25 protein-coding genes are annotated in these 18843 nt (G+C 61.2%); 2 read left to right on the top strand and 23 right to left on the bottom strand.

What is annotated here, in order from left to right; translation table 11 throughout:
* Positions 1-16: 16 nt before the first annotated feature.
* From VNS12_RS13695 to VNS12_RS13655, 9 genes are all read right to left on the bottom strand, one after another.
* Entirely contained in the window at positions 17-598 is a 582-nt protein-coding gene (locus VNS12_RS13695; protein ID WP_325488402.1) for a 5' nucleotidase, NT5C type, read from the bottom strand.
* Between the two features lie 334 nt (positions 599-932).
* Positions 933-1166, bottom strand: a complete 234-nt coding sequence (locus tag VNS12_RS13690; protein WP_325488401.1) for a hypothetical protein — start codon at positions 1164-1166, stop codon at positions 933-935.
* Positions 1163-2446, bottom strand: a complete 1284-nt coding sequence (locus VNS12_RS13685) for an oxidoreductase (RefSeq protein WP_325488400.1) — start codon at positions 2444-2446, stop codon at positions 1163-1165. Before VNS12_RS13685 ends, VNS12_RS13690 begins: the two co-directional genes overlap by 4 nt.
* On the bottom strand, positions 2439-2726 hold the full coding sequence (locus tag VNS12_RS13680; RefSeq protein WP_325488399.1) for a hypothetical protein: 288 nt from the start codon (positions 2724-2726) through the stop codon (positions 2439-2441). The genes VNS12_RS13685 and VNS12_RS13680 overlap by 8 nt, the downstream gene beginning before the upstream one ends.
* Entirely contained in the window at positions 2723-2929 is a 207-nt protein-coding gene (locus tag VNS12_RS13675; protein ID WP_325488398.1) for a hypothetical protein, read from the bottom strand. The genes VNS12_RS13680 and VNS12_RS13675 overlap by 4 nt, the downstream gene beginning before the upstream one ends.
* 231 nt (positions 2930-3160) lie before the next feature.
* Entirely contained in the window at positions 3161-3439 is a 279-nt protein-coding gene (locus tag VNS12_RS13670; RefSeq protein ID WP_325488397.1) for a hypothetical protein, read from the bottom strand.
* Positions 3436-3831, bottom strand: coding sequence for a hypothetical protein (locus VNS12_RS13665; RefSeq protein WP_325488396.1), 396 nt, complete (start codon positions 3829-3831; stop codon positions 3436-3438). The genes VNS12_RS13670 and VNS12_RS13665 overlap by 4 nt, the downstream gene beginning before the upstream one ends.
* Positions 3831-4031 (bottom strand): Pam3-gp28 family putative phage holin, encoded by a 201-nt coding sequence (locus tag VNS12_RS13660; protein WP_325488395.1) that lies wholly within the window; start codon positions 4029-4031, stop codon positions 3831-3833. The genes VNS12_RS13665 and VNS12_RS13660 overlap by 1 nt, the downstream gene beginning before the upstream one ends.
* A gap of 10 nt (positions 4032-4041) precedes the next feature.
* Entirely contained in the window at positions 4042-4797 is a 756-nt protein-coding gene (locus VNS12_RS13655) for a lysozyme (protein ID WP_325488394.1), read from the bottom strand.
* Positions 4798-4873: 76 nt separating this feature from the next.
* On the opposite strand from VNS12_RS13655, the gene VNS12_RS13650 reads away from it, so the two are divergent.
* Positions 4874-5455 (top strand): outer membrane protein, encoded by a 582-nt coding sequence (locus tag VNS12_RS13650; RefSeq protein WP_325488393.1) that lies wholly within the window; start codon positions 4874-4876, stop codon positions 5453-5455.
* A gap of 92 nt (positions 5456-5547) precedes the next feature.
* Here the strand turns inward: VNS12_RS13650 and VNS12_RS13645 are convergent, their stop codons facing one another.
* Positions 5548-5868 carry a ribbon-helix-helix domain-containing protein gene (locus tag VNS12_RS13645; protein WP_325488392.1) on the bottom strand — a complete coding sequence of 107 codons (321 nt, stop codon included), beginning with the start codon at positions 5866-5868 and terminating at the stop codon, positions 5548-5550.
* A gap of 554 nt (positions 5869-6422) precedes the next feature.
* Between VNS12_RS13645 and VNS12_RS13640 the strand changes: the two genes are divergently transcribed.
* Complete coding sequence (locus tag VNS12_RS13640) at positions 6423-6653, top strand: hypothetical protein (protein WP_325488391.1); 231 nt, start codon at positions 6423-6425, stop codon at positions 6651-6653.
* A 555-nt stretch (positions 6654-7208) separates the two neighbouring features.
* On the opposite strand, the gene VNS12_RS13635 is transcribed toward VNS12_RS13640, so the two are convergent.
* From VNS12_RS13635 to VNS12_RS13575, 13 genes are all read right to left on the bottom strand, one after another.
* The gene (locus VNS12_RS13635; RefSeq protein WP_325488390.1) at positions 7209-8045 is read right to left on the bottom strand and encodes a hypothetical protein; all 837 of its coding nucleotides are present in this window, start codon (positions 8043-8045) and stop codon (positions 7209-7211) included.
* Between the two features lie 208 nt (positions 8046-8253).
* Entirely contained in the window at positions 8254-8571 is a 318-nt protein-coding gene (locus VNS12_RS13630; RefSeq protein WP_325488389.1) for a hypothetical protein, read from the bottom strand.
* Positions 8558-8866, bottom strand: a complete 309-nt coding sequence (locus VNS12_RS13625) for a hypothetical protein (protein WP_325488388.1) — start codon at positions 8864-8866, stop codon at positions 8558-8560. Before VNS12_RS13625 ends, VNS12_RS13630 begins: the two co-directional genes overlap by 14 nt.
* A complete protein-coding gene (locus VNS12_RS13620; RefSeq protein WP_325488387.1) occupies positions 8866-10173 on the bottom strand; it encodes a hypothetical protein in 1308 nt (435 codons plus the stop codon). The genes VNS12_RS13625 and VNS12_RS13620 overlap by 1 nt, the downstream gene beginning before the upstream one ends.
* A 6-nt stretch (positions 10174-10179) precedes the next feature.
* Positions 10180-11055, bottom strand: a complete 876-nt coding sequence (locus VNS12_RS13615) for a hypothetical protein (RefSeq protein ID WP_325488386.1) — start codon at positions 11053-11055, stop codon at positions 10180-10182.
* The gene (locus VNS12_RS13610) at positions 11055-11855 is read right to left on the bottom strand and encodes a hypothetical protein (protein WP_325488385.1); all 801 of its coding nucleotides are present in this window, start codon (positions 11853-11855) and stop codon (positions 11055-11057) included. Before VNS12_RS13610 ends, VNS12_RS13615 begins: the two co-directional genes overlap by 1 nt.
* Positions 11856-14354: a phage tail protein gene (locus tag VNS12_RS13605; RefSeq protein ID WP_325488384.1), complete on the bottom strand. Its 2499-nt coding sequence runs from the start codon at positions 14352-14354 to the stop codon at positions 11856-11858.
* Positions 14355-14444: 90 nt separating this feature from the next.
* Positions 14445-14879, bottom strand: a complete 435-nt coding sequence (locus tag VNS12_RS13600; protein ID WP_325488383.1) for a GNAT family N-acetyltransferase — start codon at positions 14877-14879, stop codon at positions 14445-14447.
* Entirely contained in the window at positions 14876-15556 is a 681-nt protein-coding gene (locus tag VNS12_RS13595) for a hypothetical protein (RefSeq protein ID WP_325488382.1), read from the bottom strand. Before VNS12_RS13595 ends, VNS12_RS13600 begins: the two co-directional genes overlap by 4 nt.
* A gap of 17 nt (positions 15557-15573) precedes the next feature.
* Positions 15574-16179: a hypothetical protein gene (locus VNS12_RS13590; protein WP_325488381.1), complete on the bottom strand. Its 606-nt coding sequence runs from the start codon at positions 16177-16179 to the stop codon at positions 15574-15576.
* Complete coding sequence (locus VNS12_RS13585) at positions 16170-18056, bottom strand: hypothetical protein (protein WP_325488380.1); 1887 nt, start codon at positions 18054-18056, stop codon at positions 16170-16172. Before VNS12_RS13585 ends, VNS12_RS13590 begins: the two co-directional genes overlap by 10 nt.
* A complete protein-coding gene (locus VNS12_RS13580) occupies positions 18056-18475 on the bottom strand; it encodes an HK97-gp10 family putative phage morphogenesis protein (RefSeq protein WP_325488531.1) in 420 nt (139 codons plus the stop codon). The genes VNS12_RS13585 and VNS12_RS13580 overlap by 1 nt, the downstream gene beginning before the upstream one ends.
* A gap of 226 nt (positions 18476-18701) precedes the next feature.
* Positions 18702-18824: a hypothetical protein gene (locus VNS12_RS13575; RefSeq protein ID WP_325488379.1), complete on the bottom strand. Its 123-nt coding sequence runs from the start codon at positions 18822-18824 to the stop codon at positions 18702-18704.
* Between the last annotated feature and the right edge of the window lie 19 nt (positions 18825-18843).

Raw genomic sequence — 18843 nt, 5'->3', positions numbered from 1 at the left:
GTTCCAGGAAACACCATCACAACACCCCCATTCCACGCAATTCGCGCACACTCGAAAGCGCGTCGGTGTGCAGCACATACTGGCCGCCCTTCTTCTCCCACGCCGCCATGTTGACTGCCCGGTCGTCGACAAGAACGTCACCCGGTTGGCAATAGTCCGGCTTCTCGTGCGTCAAGCAGGTCACGACCTCCAAATCACCAACGTGACGTGCAATCCATTCCCGCTTCTGCACCGCGACCGCGTCGGCCCCGGCCTTAGGTAATGCGGTAAGCACCTTCGGATTGAGGTGCCTCACGCTTTCGAGTAGGAACCAAGCGTCCCGCATCGGCGGCAGGTCGAGGAAGAAATTCGGGTTGGCATTCAGCCCGGCCCAGAACGCTTTCGTGCCGTGGACCCACTCCCATTTGTACGTGTTGTCGGTTCCGAGCGCGGCACAGGCGGCCGAGTCGAAGTCGGCCAACACGCCGTCCATGTCGAGCCAGAGTTGGCCGGTGAACGGCGCGTTGCCGTATGCTTCGATCGCGCGCAATAATTCTGCCTCAGTCGGCACCCGCTCCACCGACTTGCGGGCGGCGATGTCGACAAGCTGGGCGGTCATGTGCGCACCTCAGCTGCCGCCCCAATCACTCCAAGCACAATTGCCGAGAATGCCGAGAAGGCGCCCGCCGGGCTGTCGATACTAGTGGAAGCCAACGCAACGCACGCGCCGAATCCCGCCCAAATCATGGGTTTCAATCTTTCCATCTGTATTTCTCCTCTTGGTAGCGCGGGCTTGGTGGGCCCGACTTGGTGTTAGGCGGCGGCTCCCCAGAACCATCGCCCGGAGCGTTTGGGCGCGGAGTATCGCGGCCAGCCGTTATCGCGCAGCCGCAGAACCTTACCGATGGCTGTGCGCGAAAGGCGCTTCCAGCGGCGGGATTCTCTGTGGGAGGTCATGCTGCAACCCTCCTAAACAGCAATGTCTGGAAGTTCGATTTGATGAGGTCGCGCCACACTACTTCACGTAGACGCTGACCAAAAACCCTCGCTGCTTCATAAGCCGATTCAGCCAGCACAAGCGGGACAACCAACACAATCAGTGCCAACGGCAGCGCCGCCCACATCACTATCCCGCGCAGAAAGCGATTCTTGATGTTGTGAATGTTCAATTTTCGGACTTTGCTCACGCAGCCACCCTCCCCTCGCTCGCCGGTTCATTATCGTTCGCGGCCCGATAAGCCCCAGCGACCATTTCTGGTCGCAGGGTCGAGCGCCCTACCTCCCCGTATTTCTTCGAGTACGTAATGACCTTGGCCGACCGGCCAGACAGCCACCCGCCGCCACTCGCGTAGGCGTCCGGGGCGGCAAGCGTTTCGTGGCGCTCGATGTGCATCAGGGCTGTCTCGACCACCGCGTCGGAATGCAGATGCCCGCCATGGCCGTAATTGTACTGGCACCGCCCGAACATTTCGCGGAACTTCCCGGCGAATGTGCGGTCGAGGTCTTTCACGCCGCGCTTGTGCATGTGGTGGTAGTAAAGTCCGGTCTGCCCCCACTCGAACGCATAATAGAGGTCCGGGCTGCGATCGACGGTAATGCGCGGTTCGTTCTCGTAGAGCGTGGCCAGTAGCTCGCGGATCCATACCGACGAAGCCGGGTCGTGATTACCAGACGCCATAACGACGTGAACGCGCTCATGCTTGGCGAGCATCATATCGATGACGCGACGCAAGGCCCGGACCACGGCTCGCACGACTTTGTGCAAGCGGCTGTCGGCGTCGAGAACGTGCCTGTGCGCTGGCGTGACGGATTCCAGGCTGTCGTGGTGCATCAGGTCGCCGAGCTGCGCCAATAGGCCGGTGTGCGCGTCTGGGCTGGTGCGGATTGCCGCCGAGAACCAATCCAAGAAAAGCTGCTCGGCGATTTTCAGGTCGTAGTCCGAGCCGGTCTCCTCGCGGTGCGCCAGCATGCCGAAGTGGTTGTCGGTGACAGTGTACTGGTTAAGCAGGTCGTCGTTCCAGATCGTGTCGGCTGTGTGCGACGGCACGGGAGCGACGCGCGGCAGCGTTTCCTTTAGCGCCTCGACCGCTGCCTCAAGCGCTACGCGCTGGCTTTCCGCCCCTGCCCGCTCCATCACGTGCTGGGTAATAATGCGCCCTTCGGCGTCGATCAGGCTTGTCTTGCCTTTGATGGTCAGACCGTCAGTCGGCGCCCATTCTGGGCCAGCTTCTTTCCGCTGCTGGACGTACTGCCCGTTTGGTGTGTCGGTGATCTGGCGGATGCTGTAACCCGGCAACGTCTCCATGTTGCCCAACAACCCCCGCTCCGCCGCGCGGTTCAGGCGGTTCGTGAACGTCTGTCTCGGCAGGCCAAGCGTGCGGGCCGCTTCGGTTTTGTTCTCGCCGCAGGCGCGGTAGGCGATTGCGGCTTCGATGGCGTCTTCGTCGGAAAGGCGGGGGTTAGCCATGGGCGGCACCGGTGCGGATGGCGCGAGCGGCTGCCGAAAGGACAGGAATGTGATGTGGCCCAAATTCGCGGGCCTGCTCAATCTCCTCGTCTACAATATTAGCGCAACGCTCACGCTCGGCAAGGATGGCGCGGGCCGCAATGGAAAGCATGGGCGCGTCATCAAACTCGCCCGACGCCACCCGAAGCAAATCAGCCGCGTCTTCGATTCCGCTTATCGCAACAAACACGGCTCGCGCCTGCTGCAACACGTCCTGCGGGATATCCCCGGGCCGGCTCATGCCACCACCCCGCCCGCATTGCGGATTAGATAATCAACACCAGCCTGCCACATGTCGCGATAGCCATACTCGCCGTGCCCGTTACGCTTGCGCGCCTGCGCTGCGTGCTCAGCCATGGCGCTCGTGACGCCTGCGGCTGGCTCGCGGATCATTTCCAGCACGCGCCGTACTGTCTGCGCGTCGGGCTTGCCCTCTGCCGTCATCCTCTACTCCTCTTGGTACGTCCGCGCCTTTGGTGTCAGCGCGGCATGCAAAACAAAAAATCCCCCGCCGGCGGGAGCCAACGGGGGACGTGCATTCAGATGTGCAAAATCATCCCACAGCTTGCGCTGCGACCGTGGCTGGCTATGGGAATCATTTGGAATTTATGGGAGGCTTATATAGGATTGCGCGGCGGATGTCAAGCGAAAACACAACATGTAGTGGGCGCCGCACTACTGGCCACCACTTCTGCGCGCCGCCGGCTTATAGAGCGCATCGATCCGACCCGTCAGGTGGTCTAGCTTCCCGCTCACCCCGTTGATGGCCGCCATGATCTGTGCGGTCTGCTCGGTCATGCCAGCCTTCGTGACATATACCTCGGCAATATGAAGGCGGTGCGCCGCCAAATCATCCGTGTTGCGGCGGATCATGCCTTCCACGCGCCACCAAACGCCCGACACTGCACCCAGCAATACCAGCACCGCCGATACGACTTCCCAGGTTATGGTCATGCGCGCCTCCCGCGCAACACCAGCGCCCCGGCGTCGGCAATAACGATCGCCGGTACCAGAACCAGCGCCATGTCGTGGATTGCGGGCGGCACAGCGACAACCACCAGCGACAGTCCGAACCATGGGTTGATAATCTGCACCAGGTAGATGGCGGCCCACCAAATCCCGAACGGCACGACGATAAGCCAGCGGCCTACCGACGTGGCGCTCAGCGCTCGTTGGGTCTCGGCCAACGCTATGTCGCGCGCCGCTTCAATGCGGCGAGCCGTCTGCTCGGCTTCCAGCCGCTCGGTGTCGTTCTGGGCGGCCAGCTGGGCCTCATAGGCCCGGAGCAGCGGCCCGGTGAACTTGTCGATCACCGGGCCCGCGAGCAGCTTCAGCAGCCACTGCATCACGTCGCCCAGCCCAGCCGCTTGGCCAGCCAGTACCAGCCTTCCGCCACCAGCGCGGCGGCAACACCAGCAAGGACTTGCAGCGCGGACAGAAGGTCGGGGTCATTAGCCAGCATGTCGCCCATGCCGGGATCGAGCAGGCCGCGCGCGACCAGCAGGGCTGCGACGTAGCGCAGCCCGATACGAATAAATACGGTCATTTGGATTTCCTTATTGGTCGGCTGGCGTGTCATCGGCAGGCAGTACAACCGGCTCATTGCTGCGCTGGCCGCGTATGCGGCGCAGCAGCCATGCGCCAGCTGCCGCCACAGCCAAGGCCACCAGCACAAGCACACCGGGCTTCACCGCCGACGGCGTGAGCGTCGGCGCTTGTGCCACGCTGTCAGGCAGGGCTGGTTGATCGACAGTCACCGGCGGGTTGCCCGCGAACGCGGCACGCAGTTCCTTGTCGACGGATATCCGGCGAGCAGAAGACCAGTCCGGCGTCATGTTTGCACGCACGCGGGTGTATTCGGTCATCGTGCCGTCGCCGGTCCACTTCCCGTCAAAGAACAGGTCACGCTCTTTTTGGCGGCGGACGGTGATTTCCTTGGGCGTCACCCAGTTCATGAACGCCTGCCGGGCTTGCGCAACTCGGCCGGCCTTCCAATGTTCCACCCACGCGGCCTGCTTGATCTTCCCGGTGTTCCAATGGAACGACAGGGCGGCAACATACTGGTGTTCGTTCAGCCGGTGGCCAGCGAACGCCTCGTCCACCTGCTTAGCATACGCCCGCAGCGCCCACACGAACACGTTCATGCAGTGTTGGAGCGGCGCGGGGTTGCCAACATAGCGCTCAACGCGGTGCCCGGTGGCGTTGGTCATACCCACGCACCAGGTCGGCACCCCGACGCTATCCTTATAGGTTTGGCGCACAAGCGCTTCGTGCGCGGCCACCTCAAGGGCGGCGCGGTAAGTGAGGGTCATTGGAGGGAATCCTATTAGGGCCGGTCTAGACTTTGCCGGGCATTTTGCGTTTCATGCCCAGAAAGAGGGGGAGATCATGAAAGCAATTGTGATTGCGGCACTGCTTGCCGCTTTGCCGACCGTTGCTGGGGCGCAGGAGGGCGACTTCTATGCCGGTGTGCTTCTGGGCGCGGGCCACGGCGAGCGGGAGGCCATCGGATCGGGCTGGACGGCCGAGACAAACGGCACGCTCATCGGCGGTATGGTTGGCTATACGGTAATGACCAGCCCGATCCTTTTGGGGATCGAGGCCGACTACCAACTGTCAAATATTGGCTCAGACAGGACATGGGGCCGCATCGACGGCCTCGACCACTTTGGCACCGTGCGCGCCCTAGCAGGCTTCCAGATCGAAGACTTCTCGATTTACGGCACGGCTGGCGTTGCCTTCGGAAGCGGCTATTTCCACCCGCGCGGCGCACCGCGAAAAGACGAGTTTATAGTCGGCACCGCGATCGGCATTGGGGCGAAATATCAAGTAACGGAAGCGCTCGGCCTCACGGCCGACGTCCTGCAACTGAATTTCGGGGAGCCGAAATATTTCTCGATGCTGCTGGGGAACGCCGCTGTTCGCACAGAGGATCGCGTAGCAAGGGTCGGAGTGGTGTTTAGTTTTTAGGACCACCTTCGCCGCAAGCCGGGGCTAGCTGCCTTCTTTGCCGCTCCCCCATCAGGCCCTGGCTGACATCATGACCTCTACTAGTCAGATCGCTAATTCTCCCTGACGTCTTTCAGCCTCTGCATCGCATAAGCCATCAAGAACGTTCGAAGCACAGACGTTGCATTCGACTGGTCAGAACCGGCGAGCATCAGAACCTTGAAGACTAGGGCGTTGCGCGACATACCGATATCGGCAGCGGCGACTTCCAGTGCGCTCCAGAAAATGGCCTCTAAACGCACGCCCTTGCGCGAGCCTTTATGGCTAAGTGCCCTAAATTCGGGGGCGGCTAGCGCTAACATGCGCTCACTGTCCAGCAGGCTTTCGGGCGCATCTCTCTCGTATGCTAAGCCGCCCGCCTCAGTTGTGTCCACGATTGCCACCCAGCTCACCCGTGGCCGACGCGCCTATCGCGCAATCAAGCCACCCCCTGCGGGACCCGTATACTGCAATATGATACAGTATTTCCGAAGAAACCGCCAGATGGATAGTTGATACAGAGGAAACCTTGACCCATCATAAGATGTTATACCTATTTCGAGGGCATGGCATAGCGCATTATGAGTAAGATTGACTGATCCCCGAAGACGTTCCCTCCCAATGATCGAGACCATTACGCAGAAAAGGCTACAATGACTGTGTACTGGCTCCATACGACCATTGCTGTTGATCAGGCGCCAAATTCCGTCCAGCATGGGCGGGCCGCGCTTCGCCCCTTCCATAGCTGGAGGCGCAGCAGGCGCCGTTCCGGGGCGGACCTCCAACTCGGAGCGGCGCTCTTACGAAAAGCTCTCATGTTAGCGCCATCAGTACAATTGGACCGATTTCCAGCAGAACCTGTTCACGCTTCCCAGATACGTCGGGCGCAGACAGGAACGGAGCGCTTTGCCAATGGTTAAATCGCTAAGTCGTGGTAAGGAGATGCGTGATGACTTCGGTATACATGATGGCAGAAGACAAGGTTGAGCAGGCTCGCGGCATGGTGAGTGGGGAGATTTGGCACGACAAAAAGTTGGCATACCTCTTGGACATAGCTCTCGAACGGCTGGAAGAACTCGCTATTGCAGATATTCATCGAAGGCGGGACAGGTTTGTAGCGCGGACGGAAACCGTGACGCCGTTTCGGCGGCGAAAAGAAAAAGCCCCGCTGAGCAGGTAGGCAGCGGGGCAGTTGGGCGTCATAAGGAAGGCCAAGGGGCATATGGCCCTACCCCAGCAGCGCCGCAAGACGCGTGGCGCTGCCCGCTCATAATGCCCGAAACTAGAAATGTGGCAAGAAGCCAAATCTGCCGGAGGCTCGCTGCAACCATTTCGAGATGGCCACGTTCACAAGAGCGGACATTCTTCGCCCCTCAATTGGCACCGCTCGCAGGCTCAAGCATCCCATGTGCGGGCGGCTCCACATGAGCGCGAATCCAACAGCCGCAACAGCTTGCCCCTCTCCTTTGTCCCCTTGATGTGGCAGGCAACACGATGCCGTCGACTTCTCCCGAGGTCGGCGGCATTTTGGTGCGGAGTTCAGAGAGACAGCAGAAGCAAGCGAGGCTCGGACCCATGCTAGGGGGCTTAGGGTCCAAGCCTCCGCAGCGTCGACTGGACGCATGACGCTGCCTCTCGATAATCGTCGGAAATGGCTTCGCTTCAAGTTGCTCAAAAGTAGTATTGATCAGTGAAGTAGCGCGAGCCCGGCAGGCCGGGCCCTTGAGATAGCAACTTAGCTCGTGAATACGTGAAGCGTGGAGCCAGAACGTACGATCGATACCACTTGGTTCGGCCGCTTGCCCGCCTTGTTGAGTGCTGACGTAATCAGGCTGTTGCTAGCTGCTGCTTGGTGTAGCAGGCCATTCGAATGCTGCTGTATTAGCTGCGGACAACCCACAAGAGTGAGCACTTGGACGTCCGTGACAGCATTCCACCCAGAAACAGCGCTATTAGAATAGTCAGCAGCGGCCAACACCGCCAGAACCTGCTGCTGCTCACCTACGGTGCAGGAGACCCGGCCAGTCGTAAGAGATTGCCCGCCGGGCAACACGCCGCCAGGCCGAGCGGTAGAGGGGCGGTCTGATCCGCCGCCTGGATTTCCGCCATTTCCCGGCCCACCGGGGCTGCCAGGTCCGCCGGGATTTCCGGGAGTAGCTGTCCCTCCGCCGCCAATTCCCACGTCGACACCGACGTCGACAAGCGAGCCCCTGCCTACGCCAACATCAACGTTTGCATTGAGACCTCTATCACCACCGACGTTTGCATCCACATTGGCATCGACTAAGCCGCGCCGTCCGCCGACATCAGCCCCAACATCGGCGTTTATACCATTGCTCCCGCCTATGGATGCCCCCACGTCCGCTCCGACAAGTTTATCGCCGCCGAGGCCGACATCGGCACCGACATTGACACCTCGGCTGCCCCCGACATTGGCATCGACTTTTACGCCGTTTCTGAGATCAACCCCCACCTTTGCGATGCCCAAATTGAGCTCCAGGGCCATGGCTGGACCAATAAGGCAGCACGATGCCAGCAACGTGACCACTGACGTGCGAAGAAATTTTCTCATTTTGCCGCTCCAGTATAAAACGCAACAGTTCTTCCCTATCCGGTAGCGAAGCATGTGGCGACCATACTTTAGAGTCAATAACGAAGAGCATTTAAAGGGCGGAGAGGCGATCCATAACGTTTAAGCTTAGTCACTCTTGGGAAAACTTTCAGAAAATTAGGCTTTGATAATTTATACTATAATAATATGTATATTATCGCTCACCAGCTCAGCTAGCGCCATACTTCCAAAGATCGTCTAGCTCAAGCTCGGGGATATCGAGCGCCAGTCGCGCCTCCTCGATCAGCGGATGATCGCGCTCGAAGTGCTTGGCGAACTCAAGCTTGGCTGAAACGAACCCACGCTGCACCGGGTCCTCGATCGCGTCGATCCAAGCCCGTAGCGGCTGCTCATAGCCTGTAGCCCGCAACACACCCCAGAACTGATCGGGCTCAAGGTTGGGGAACTCGGCCTGTCGAGCTTGGGCAGCTGCTTCGACGGCCTTTTCCTCAGCACTTATCATCTGCGACCAATCAATCATCATCATTATCCACCATCAGCGTGGGCAAAACGATCAGGCCATCGGGAGGACTCTCGATGGGATCTGGCGCATCAATGCGTCCGGCCTTCTGGTACGGCCAACGCAAGGTGATGTGGAGGACACCGTCGAGGCGAGCGACAGCTCCAACTATCCAATTGCTGGTGATCGCCGTAGCCGGCAACGTCGCGCCATCTGGCAGCGTGGAAAAGTCGAAGGCATCGCCATTGATGGTAAGAGTGCCGCCTTGGCGGGCTACCGTTATCGTGTCGTCGCGGCGCTGAGGAATGAAAGATACATGCATTAGAACCACCTTCCCATGGCCATTATTCCGACGCCTGTTTGCGTGGAATTTGTTCGGATGATGTTTACGTCTGTCTGAGTTTCGGTCATAGACGCGGCCATAGCTGGTCGCACGACCACAGCAGATGCCGCATAGGTGGTCACTTGGCATCCGGGAGTGCCAACGAACACTGCTGGATAAATCCAAGTCACAGACGACACCTCATTGGGCGTCGGGTCTATTCTAGCCTCCCCCCAACAAAACTGCGTTCCGTCTGCCCACCGGACATACGTGCCATTAGCATTTTCACCCCGCTCGATGATGCCCCCGGTTGGCACACCCCCGTTCTGAGAGACCGGCCCGAGGATATTGGCCCGCCGATAGACGTCAGCCGGAACCGCTGGAGCCAGGGCAGCGATGGCCTGGGCAATCCGCTCGGGGCTCCAGGAACGGATCTCGGCGATTACCCCAGCCTCCGCATCGGATTGACTCACAGGCTGTTGCGCCAGCTCATAGTCCCCGGCAATCTGAGCATTTAGCCCAAGCCGCGCCGCCTCCGCATCGCCGTCCGCCCCCAGCCGCGATACCCAGAACGGCGTCACCCCGTCGATATCGCCCGTCGGGCCGCGCGGGATCGCGAGATCAAGCCGGAACCCGCCCTCCACCGGGACAAAATTGGCCTGCGCCGGCTGGTCGGGCGGCAACGTGGTGGTGGCCCCGGGAAACAGGCGCATGCCTTCCGGAATGATGAAGCTCATATCGTATCCGCCCGGACGCGGCGACAGCGTCACGTCAGGTTCGCTGCCAAACGGCGCGTCAACAACCGAAGCGACGTCCAGTTCAATCGCCGGGCCGGAGAACATTGCTGGCTCTGACCAGTCCCCATCCGCCGAACTGTTCTTGGAATAGATCGCCGCGCGGCCATCGCCGATATCTGAGACCAGCACCCGGAACCGCGCCGGGCGCGCGTTGAAGGCATCCCGGTCCGCAAGCGTACCGACCTGTATGTCGAAATAGGCTTTCACATCGCCCAGTTGTTCCAGCACCCGCCGCGTCTGCGCCGTCGAACGCTCGATGATACCGACATAGCGGATTTCGTAAGGCGCATCGGCAATGGTCGTGCCCGGCCACGGAGCCCAAAGCTCCAGCTCGTTGTCCGACGTTACTTGCCGCACCCGCTGGGGCGGCACAAGCGGCTGGGCGGGATCGCAGAACAGATCCCCGGGCATGATGGCCTCATCGCCCCAGAACAGGTTTGCGCCGGTTACGGTCGTGCTGCCGCCCTCCACCGACACGGTGCCGGTGGAGTACCAAGTTGTTAAAGCCATGGCTGTCTATGTCCTGATGTAGCCAGGCCGGATCACGATCTGGCCGGTATAGGTTGAAGAAAAGTCGTGGGCGCTGTTGTTGATCGAGCAGGCGTTGAAGCGGCGCGGGTGCTTGCCGCCATATTGCGGCGTGTCCCCGCCCAGCCCGCCATTGGCGCTGGGCGGCTTGTGCTGGATCAGCGCCGCCGGGTGCCCCTTGCGGTAGGAGCCGGCAAAGTTGTTGCCCGAGATCCAGCCCCAACCCTGATAGCTGCTCAGCCCCCATGGATCGCCACCCGCCCCCGACAAAGGCAAACGGCCATTGTCCTGGGGGCTCCCCGTTTCGTAGTTGGAACGTGGCCCCGGGTCGATCACTGACTGTCGCCGGATCAACTGCACTTCGTTTCCCGACAAAACGATATCGAATGACCGCCGCCAGACCTCGGTGGCCTCAACGAGGCACGAGCCGCCCGGCAGGCTCACCCACTCGTTGGGGATCAGCGGCGGCACGCCCTGGTCGCGGAAGTTATACGGGGCTTTGGTGCGGCTGAGCCGCACCCGCACGTCGATGTAATTGGCTCCTGCCGGAATGGTGCCGATCACCGTCGGTCCCAGAACCCGGTTCTCCGGCTCGATCATCGTGAGGGTGACGCAGGTGTCCTGCGACGTGCTCGGATACCACGGACCGGTCCCCGGCCAAGGCTGGGATGGGGGGTTATACCACCGGTTGTGACTGTAATTGACGAACTTGGAGAAATCCGGGAACGCCACGCTCAGGCTAGTGTCGATCCAATCGGCCTCCGGCAGCAAATTGACCGGCGGGAACTCGGACGACCAGCGTATCTCACCGCCGTCTCCCTCGACCGTAATGACGCCGGGCGTCTCATTGTGAACCCTACCCATTACACCCCCACCGGCACAAAGGGCGGTGCCGTGAATGCGCCGCCATACCCCGCTTCTGTTGTGACAGTGCCGCCTGTGGCAATCCGCACCCGACCATTGTTGAGATCGACAGTGCGGCCTCGGTCAATATTGAACGGCGTTGCGCCGCCGCCTGCATGGCGGGCATAAGTACGACTGGTGCGGACTTTGCCGCGCCCGACGACCGCCTCGCCGCCGCCCCCGCCGAACAGTGGCAGCAGAGCGTCCTCGACCGGAACCCGAAACACCATCACCTGATATGTCCGGCTGACTGCGCCAAGCCCGGACGACGAGGAATTATAGACCTCCCGTAGCCCCACGACCCCGGAAGTGATGTAGGGGGAGACGAACCGGCTACGGCCGTCGCTGGCCGTCTGCACCGCCACCCCAGGCATCAACATGCGACCGCCATAGGCAACGAACGCCAGCGGCACATAGCCCAACCCGTGGCTGACCAGGGTATGCGAGGCCGTCGCCACCTGTCCGGGCACGAGATACCCGATCGTTGAGACCGGATTGTTGCCGTCATAAACGAGGTTATAGCCCCAATAGATCGAGCGCCCCGCCAGAGCCGCATGACTAACCGTCACCGTCTGGATCGGCATGGCCAGTTCGTACTGGAAAAACTCCGAATGCCAGTGCACCGCCGATAAATGGGCACCGGGGTTCTTGGCCGGTGCGTTGCGGGGCGCATTAATGTCCCGCCAGTCACCGCCGCCGGGGGCCTCGTCGAAACACGCAACGATGCCCTCAGCTGGAAAACCACGAAGAACTGCCATCATCTACCCAAAGCTGAAAGCGCCGCCACCGTCTTGCAGCATCGAGATTCTGACGGTGCCGGTCGGATTACGGAAATCGCCATTGGCATCAAACAGCGCCACCGGTGTGCCATCGGCCAGAAAGAACGCCACATTGTCGGCCATGAAACCGATGCGGGTCGCCTCATTGGGGTCCTCGGGCACGTCGAGGAACATTGTCGCGGCTCGGAAGACTCCATCGTCGACCGCTGCTTGAATGGCATACCGAGCCCGGTATCCAGACGGAGCGGCCGCAGCCTCCCACCGGACATTGACCTCAGCCGTGTTGCCGCCCATGGCCGCATAGAGGCTTTCGAGCGCCGTCGCGATTGCGCCGCCCGGGCCTAGCGCGACCTCGATCACTTCGGTGAAGCTGGCTTCCAGCCCTTCCAGTTCAACGCTGATCTCGCGGAACAGGGCTTCACGCTTGGTGTAGTTTTCCCGGTCCACCTCTTCAAGCAACGTTCCGAATTGCTTGAACCGTTCGATCAGTTCGCGCGGCTTCAAACCAAGCTGGTCGAGCACGTCGCGGGCGATGTTGGTGAGGTCGAGCGTTAGATCATCTGGCCCAAACTTGATGTTCGGCGTCGTAACAGCAAGCCACCCGGACCACTCTGCCGACTCCGGGCCGATGAAGATTCCGCGCACGACATAGGGCGTGTTCGGCGTGAACTGGCCATATAGCACCCACCGCCACGGGTCGCCGTAGGGCACTTCGGCTTCGAACATCAGCGGCCCGCTCTCGTCGCCTACGCGAACCTGCACGCGAACCCGCTCGACGCCTGGCACGCCGCTATCGGCCCGCACCTCAATGCTCGGCCTGCGGCTGACGCCCTTCTCGTCCTTGATCTCAGCCGGAAAGACCTGCCAGCCCTGCATCGGCATGGGCTGTGGCCCGACCAACTGCAAAGGCCCGTCGAACACCGGGGTATAGTCGGCGGCCTGGTTCCAGTCATAATCGGACGGATCGACCTCAGTCAGGTCGACGATGATGTCCAGATTGGACTTGTACACCGCCCCATCGACGCGAAAGAGCTTGTCGACATACCCGTTTCGGGCTGACGACCACCGTACGATATCGCCGGGCTCAAGCACCCGGAATTCCGGGCCGAGCACAAACGTGTGCCTGCGCGCACGCAGCGCCTCGGATAGCGCCCACTTCATGAGCCGCTGCACCTGCCCGTGGTACGGTACCAGATCCAGCGACACGGACGCCATCAAACGGCGGTTGCCGTCCAACACTTCCAGATCGGGCCGCAGCAGTGGCGGCGCCTTCTTGGTGTTCCAGCCCTCGGCAGGGTTGGGATATGTCGCGTCCACACCGTTCACGGTGTCGGCCAATGAGAAGAACGGCGTGAACGACTGCTCTTCGGTCGATAAAATATCGGCGTCGGTGAACGCCATGACCGGCGCGCCCGGCGGGCCGACATATACCTTGTAGGTGCCGCCGACCTCGACCAACCGCGCGTTGGCGGCGGTCAGCAGAGCTTCGACCGTTGTTGCCACCTGCGCGCCGACCTGCACCTCGCCACCGGCGCGGTAGGTCGGCTCATTGCCAGACGGGCCAGCAATGGAGGCTTGAGCAGCATTGATGGCCGCGATCCAGTTGGCGGCGGGTAAACGCACCGGCGCAATGGCCTGCGCCCCGTAGAGCCACTGGCCGTTGTAACGGATTCCGCGCAGCACATTATACAGCTGCACGATTGGGTTGAAGTCATAGGCGTTGCCGCCCCACGTCGCAGGATTATCCCAGCGCTGCGTTCCGGACCCGCCGTTGGTGCTGTCCTGCGCCGGATTGTACCAGCGGACGCCATTGGTCGCGAACTTCAGATTTGGAATGCCGGAGAAAAGCGGCTTTTCGCCCTCGTCATTGCGCTCCGGCGCGAGCGCCGTCACAACGACATAGGGCACGCCGTACCCCACTCGGTCTGGCCCATAGGGGCGCTCGGCGCTGGAAACGTGGTTGGTCAGCAGCGGGTCGGCAACTGTCTGTGTGCCGTCGTAAAAGCGCACCCAGAGGTGGTCTCGACCGCCCTTGCGGTATTCGAGCACTGGCCGACCAATCAGCTGCGGGCCGCTGAACCCCGGGTAAAGCAGGTCAAAAATGCTCGTGACCGCACCGGTCTCCGAAGGCCCAAGCGTGCATGGCGCGCCATCGACAATCACTTGCTGGAGCGAGCGGATAGGCAGGTCGCCCAGCGCGATAACCCGGGTCGACATGATGTCGCCCTTGCCCCAGCTGTTGTGGTAGACGAGAGACCCGGCAGTGCAGTTCCAGCCCAAGTTGATGGACCGCGGCACGTCTTCGCCGCCCTGCAGCTGGCCCTGCACTCCGAACTTGGGCTTTTCCGGCTCGCCCTGCATGGCCTTGCCGATAAGGCTGACCGCAATACCGGTGGCAACTTGTAGGGCGGCGGTCGTCAGCCCGGCCAGAAACGTACCGGCACCGAATATGGCGGCGCCGATTGAGCTGAAAAAGGCCATGAAAGAACCCCCGCGCGCCCGAAAGCGCGCACAAAAAAGCCCGCTAGACGCGGGCTAAAAACGACGACGAGAGAGTTGAGCTAAGCCGAGCTAGAGCGGCTTCATGAAGTGGGTTTCGACAGGACTGTAGCCGCGCCGCTCATAAAGACGAGCCGCCTGCGGGAAGCTCACCAACGCCGCCATCTGGCAGAAAGCACAGCCCCGATCGCGCGCCCACTCTTCATAAGCGGCGAGCATGGCCATTGCCGACCGGCCCCGAGCGTCTGGGGCAATCCACCATGCAGTTTCCATGGCGTATTTTGCGCCGCCAAACGGATGGTCTTGGGCACTGGCCAGCAACACCCCCTTGGCTGGATTGCCAAGCACAAGCGCCAAAAGGTCGCCGCCTGCAATATGTCGATCGGTCAAAGCCATGGCATGTGGCGCGCTGAACGGGACCGGCGAGGACGCGGCTGCTGAATGCGCATCGCGCAGCAGCCGCACTATTTGGAAGCGGTCGGCGGGCTCGGCAAATCGAACGGTCATAGGAATCCCAGGAAATTATTCCACCCGAACAGGCCCTTGCGGGTCTCGACCTTTGCGTTCTTGCCTGTAGCGCCCCAGTTGTGCCGCCACTCGCCGCACACCGCCGCATCCTTGAAGAACGCGTCACCCGCAGCGCGAACCTGTTGGTCCTCGTGGCTACGGGTAGCCGGGTTGGACCGAAGCAATTCTTGCGTGCCGCTCGTGCAAGTCAATATCGCCGCGCCTTCTTCGTTCTCGCGCGGCGTGCGTATCTCAACCGTGTCGACAAAGCCAACAAAGATTGGTTCCGCAGGGTCAACAAGCTTCTTGCTATCCGGGTCCAGCAGCCCGGAATGAACTTCAACCCGAGCCTGCTTGATGTCATAGAACCGGATCGCGTCCTGCACCTGGTCATGCAACTGGCTCATCGTAATGGTGACGCTCTGGACCGATACGCCGACCACCGCCGGGATATCGCTGATCGATATCAGCGAGCCAGCGCCATAGAAGTCCCGCAGCATCGACGCGCCAGTGTCCGGGTCCACGACCAGCGCCGAGACGCTCGCAAGGTCCGACCAAAACCCCACAGTGACGGGAGCACCAGTTGCGCGGTCCCGCGCCGTCATCGTCAGGAAGTCGCGCGGGGCCAGTCGGCGAGCCGCAAGAGCGGCCGCCGTGTTTGGTGAAACGATTTTCATACTACCTCGATGGCGCGTTACCGCGCCTCTGTAGCCGTGAATGAGATCGTGCCGCGCCCGGTGCGTGGGTCAGCGCTGGCAGACAGCGAGCCCGGATCAACAGTCATTGCGACCCACGGCTTGGCGATCACCACGTCCTGCCCAGCGACCGTTCCAGGCCACAGGTGGGGCGTGACCGTGAAGAACCCTGTCGGGTTGCCGCTGACCGCTTCGAGAACGCGATACAGCCCGCCGCCAATGCGCAGCATGTCGCCTATCGACAGCGAAATGCCCGGCAGATCGCTGACGCGCACCGTCTTGTCATCGGCGCCAATGCTGTGAAGCTTCCCGGTTGGCAGCGCCGTGCCGCCGGGGTGCTTGATTGGCCGGCACCGGCTCGACTGCCACGCCTGAAACGTCATCTGGCTGACCATGGCTTGCTCGATACGGGCTCGCCAGTGGTCAAGCTGGTTGGGGCGCATGGCGCGGGATACCCACGCCCCGCGCCATAGCGGCTGGCCGAAGTCCTTGGTGCGGGTGCGCCCCGACGCGTGGCGGGATTGCTCCTGCCGTGCGTAGAGGTCGAACGACGTGCACCAGCCGGGGAAGGCCGTCAGTAGGTCGAGCGGTTCGGTTAGCGCCATTTATGCCCCCTGCCTTTGACAATCTGCTTCACCCGGCCCTCGAACTCCGCCTGCTGCCGCTGCACGACCTGCTCTAGCCGGGCCACCGCCGCGACGTCCGCGCCACGAGCGTCGATGACGGGGGCGAAGGTGAAGCCGCTACCCGCTCCGGCTCCGCCCAGCGCCGCTAGCGAGCGAGCGCTCGGAACCACCTGCGATCCACGTGGTATATTCACGATTTCCGGGCCGCGTTCGCCCACGAGCGCTAGCCCTCCGGGAGCATTGCGCGTTCCATTTGCGAATGCTGGGAGGTTGAAGAGGCCGGCAAACCCGCTCGACAGTCCCGAAACACCCATGCTTATGAGCTGTCGCCCAATGTCGCGCAGGACACTGCCGAACACCTCTCCCGCATCCTTGCCATCAAGAAACCCGTCAATGATGGTGTTGAGCGCCTTGTTCGCCGCATCGTCCAGCAGCTTCATTGCTTCGGCGTTGGCCTCGATTTCCTTACGCTTGGCCTGCAACTCAGATACGGCCGCCGCAATAGCCTGGCCATACTCGCCTTCAAGCTCGACCCCGGCCGACTTGAGCTGATTGTAAAGCTCTTGCTCCTCGGCGGTGCGTCCAAGCTGCTCGCGCTCGTGGATCAGGCTGTCTATGACGCGCTGGACCGCCTCCGCCTGCTTGATAGCAGCCGAGGCGGCTTTGTTCTTGGAGCCGCCGATGTCCATGTCATCCAGCAGCCCGGACATGTCGGGAGTGCCGGGGGTGCTGAGCGTCGGCCGGTTAGCGAGAATATTGTTGATGCGCTGTTCTTCTGCAGCGATTTCAGCCAATCGCTGTGCTCGTGTCGCAATATCGGTATCAATACCGCGCGCGCCCCAGCCCATCGGGTCAAAGCCATTTTCGCTCAATTGGCGCTTCCGGCTTTCCAGTTGAAGGATCTCACCTTCAATTCGAACTCGTTCGGCACCGAGATTGCGGTGCAGATGATCTAGATTGGTATTGCTGACATTTCCGAGGTTGCCTGACCAATATTGGAGTGCGTCGCCGATATCGCGCACGGCGTGTGCGACGTTGGACGCAAGCTGAGCGGTCTGGACCAAGAAGGGGGCTAGCGCGATCAAAGCCTGTTGAAATTGGCGGTTCAATACCGTTGTCGCAGTGTCAAACTCAGCCTTCATTTCCTGCGCCCGGACGATCAGGTGTTCGTCGATGACGAGGCCAAGTGCGCGTGCCTTGGCTCCAAAGTCATCAAGTCCCGCTGAGCCATCAGCCAATACGCGCACCATACCCGCGCCGTCCGTGTCGAACATCTGGAAGGCTAAACGGAGCTTGTCTGCGTGGTCAGGCACTCTCTGAAGTCTGTCGGCCACCTCCCGCAGAAGGTCGTCATTTGCCTTCAGCCGCCCTTCGTTGTCGGTAAGCTCGATACCGAGTTCCTTGAATGCTCCCTTTGCTGCACCTGTACCCTGGGCCGCTTCAGCCGCCCGACGTGTCATTCTCCGCAAGGCCATGTCGAAGTTGTCGGCTGCCATGCCGCTCTGTTCGGCGGCGTAGTGGAATTCCTGCAGCACCTCAACATTGGTTCCGAGCATAACTGCCCGATTTCCGAGCTTGTCGAAGTCATTCAACGCCGATTGAGCCGTCCGCAGGGCAGCACCGATGGACAGTATAGGCGCCAAGGCAGCCGCAGCCCCAACGATGAGCCCTCGGAAAGCATTGGAGCCGACTCGGGAAAGGCTGATATCAACTCGCTTACGCATCCGCTCAGCGTAGCTTTCGACATTGCGCATGTTCGTGCGCATAGTTCGGTCCGCCCTGTTCATTCGCCTCTCGAACTCGGTGATCCGAGCTTCGAGCATGACGATAAGGCGATCTTGGGCAGATTCAGTCATTACCTAGCCTTCCTGATGGCTCGGCCGATAGCTGCGTTTATGGACCGCCGAGCTCTGCCTCGATTGCTTCGCCATGCGGGGAGAAAATACGGCTGGGCTTCGGCCCTGCTCGTTCCGAACTCGACCAGATGCGCGTACCGAGCCCCTGAGTTTCCGGCCGTTACTGCCACCGCATTTTCCGGTATCGCCCCAGCGCCACCTTGACTGTAGGAGGGTGGTTTCTTCCCGCCTTCGGTGACGGTAATGCTGTCCCGTAGCGTCCCCGGTGGCTTACCGTGCGACCCGTCTTTGCTCACTGGTGCCAGCGCGCGCATGTCCTGCGCAATTCGCTCCCCGGCCCGAAGTGCGGCGTCGTAGCTTGCCTTGCGTACCTCTTCCGGAATAGCTTTCAGACGCTTGCTGAGTTCAGCAGCGCCCATGACTTTCGACTTGCGGGCCAATTGGAGCTCCCGGGGGACCGAGTGAAATATTTGATGATGCTATTCGCGATCGCCTGCTGGGCCTTCGCCTTCTGGGTTAGCGGGCGTTTAGTATCTGATATTCAATTCATACTCATGGCGATCGGGATCGTAGGTGGCGGGATTTTCGTAGGGTTTGCTGCCGTTCTGATCGAGATAGAGGTGTCGCGGCGCAGCCGCTGACACCCTACCCCACAACCCGCGCCACCATCTCCAGGTGCTCGTCATAACTGGGCGCGTCAGGCTCCTGCTCGCCGCCCTTGCTGGCGACAAACCCATCAACCGCCGCGGTTAACTCCCAGAGCGTCATGCGGTCCACGTCCTGCGGA

The organism is Pelagibacterium sp. (assembly GCF_035555455.1).
GTDB lineage: Bacteria > Pseudomonadota > Alphaproteobacteria > Rhizobiales > Devosiaceae > Pelagibacterium.
The sequence above is the reverse complement of the archived record's forward strand: the minus strand, read 5'-3'. Positions and strand labels throughout refer to the sequence as shown.